Origin of the sequence: Pseudorhodobacter sp., assembly GCF_030452865.1 — a bacterium.
GTDB lineage: Bacteria > Pseudomonadota > Alphaproteobacteria > Rhodobacterales > Rhodobacteraceae > Pseudorhodobacter.
In genome coordinates, this window is record NZ_JAKDLJ010000568.1 from 1 (window position 1) to 1,708 (window position 1,708).

A 1,708-nucleotide genomic window follows, 5' to 3' on the forward strand; every position below is an offset into this window, starting at 1 on the left:
CAACTTGCGCATCGCTCAGGGTTCCGGCGAGGTTCGCGACCAGTTCAGGCTCCAGCGCCTTGCGCATCTGGTAGATGTCGGCAATTGAAAGGTTCTGAAAATAGAAATAGTTGGCCAGCAATGACTTGGCGCGGTCGGGCGAAACCTTGTCAATAAAGCTGCCGCCCCCCGGCCCGGTGCGTGTGAGGATAAGCCCCTGCGCTTCCAAGATGCGCATCGCCTCCCGCACGGTGCTTTTCGACACCGCGAAAAGCCCGATCATTTGCGTCTCATTCGGCAACCTGTCGCCTTGTTTCAAGTCGCGTTCGACCACCCATTGTTTGATTTCATCCGCAACGCGAACCGGGCGGGAGCGTTTGGGCCGCGCAGTAAATTCCGAACCGCCGTCCATTTTTGCCCCATTTATCATCATGCCGAAAATATAGAGAACGCCAGTCTTAATGTGTAGCCCATAATTCTTCATGATAAATTGAAGCTGGTATTGACACCGCACGTTATGGTGGAAGCAGCGCAGACAGGACCGGAACCGAAGCGCCAAACCCGCCAACCGCTATTGTCCCAGCGACGAGGCCACCAATTTCATTCCGGGCAATAGCGCAGCTTTGCGGTCAAACGTCGCAACCCTATCGCAGCCTGCAGCTTGCCCCGCGAGTGCAATCATCTGGTCGGCAAACCCTGCGCCGCCTTGCCGGTATCGGTCGACAGCCACGGCCACCCGGTCAGCCGCCTCAACCACCAACTCACGCGACTCCAGCAGACCATTCAGCGCCGCGCAAATGGCGTCCCGCGGCAAACCATAGGCCCGTTCCATCACCCAGACGAGTTCAACCATCACCTCGCGGCAAACAAAGCCGGGGGCGGCGTCGGTCAATTCCGCCATTAGGGCAGAGGCCAAAGCGCCCTGCCCGGCATCATCCTGAGTCAGAAACCGGATCAGAACATTGGTATCGAGGCCGATCATCCGACAGAACCCATCATTTATCGGCCGCACCTTGGGCAATGGCCTCATCCATCGCTGCGAGGCTGACGGGTGATTTGCCCCGCGCTTTCAGCAGTCCCGCAAGTTTCATCACCGGTTGGCTCCGCACGATGCGCACCTCGCCGCCATCAAGGATCATATACCGAACCCGATCCCCTGGTTGCAGGTTCAATGCCTGCCGCACATCGCGCGGAAGGGTGGTCTGTCCTTTGATTGTCAGTGTCGATTCCTGCATATCAGTACCAATGGTTTATTGAGAGCTGCATTACTAATAGCACTTTTGCATTACCTTTTCAAGCTGCCGACCTCCGCCCAGAACTCACAGCGGCAGGTCGATCATCTGGCGGGTGTGGGCGGTTTTGGCAACTCTAACCTTGTGAGAGAGGAGAACCGCCATTTTCCGCTAGCCCGCCACATCCGCTGCGATACGAAAGCCAATATGACCTGCGGCGCTGTCGGGATCGTTTGGGGTGCGGGAATGGACATGATAACGGTCGCAATAGCTGACATGGCAGAGGTATGAACCGCCGCGCTGAAGCCGCCTCGTGCCGGTTGCCGGGCCGGTCGGGTTGTTTTCGGGTAAACGACCAATCGGGGGGCGCGGGCCAAAATAGTCCTGCACCCATTCCCAGACATTCCCCGTCATGTTGAACATACCATAGCCATTGGGACGAAACGCATCCACCGCGCCGGTGCCAGCCCAGCCATCCTCCCCGCTGTTCTGCATCG

Annotated in this window: 4 protein-coding genes; all 4 read right to left on the reverse strand. The window is 58.0% G+C overall.

Annotated elements, in window-relative coordinates:
* The coding region (locus L0H65_RS19475) for a FadR/GntR family transcriptional regulator (RefSeq protein WP_301460838.1) at positions 1 to 391 on the reverse strand (391 nt) is incomplete at its 3' end.
* Positions 392 to 550: 159 nt separating this feature from the next.
* Positions 551 to 961, reverse strand: a complete 411-nt coding sequence (locus tag L0H65_RS19480; protein WP_301460839.1) for a PIN domain-containing protein — start codon at positions 959 to 961, stop codon at positions 551 to 553.
* A gap of 13 nt (positions 962 to 974) precedes the next feature.
* Positions 975 to 1,214 carry a type II toxin-antitoxin system PrlF family antitoxin gene (locus L0H65_RS19485; RefSeq protein ID WP_301460840.1) on the reverse strand — a complete coding sequence of 80 codons (240 nt, stop codon included), beginning with the start codon at positions 1,212 to 1,214 and terminating at the stop codon, positions 975 to 977.
* Positions 1,215 to 1,382: 168 nt separating this feature from the next.
* Positions 1,383 to 1,708: SUMF1/EgtB/PvdO family nonheme iron enzyme (locus L0H65_RS19490; protein WP_301460841.1), on the reverse strand; the 326-nt coding region annotated here is incomplete at its 5' end.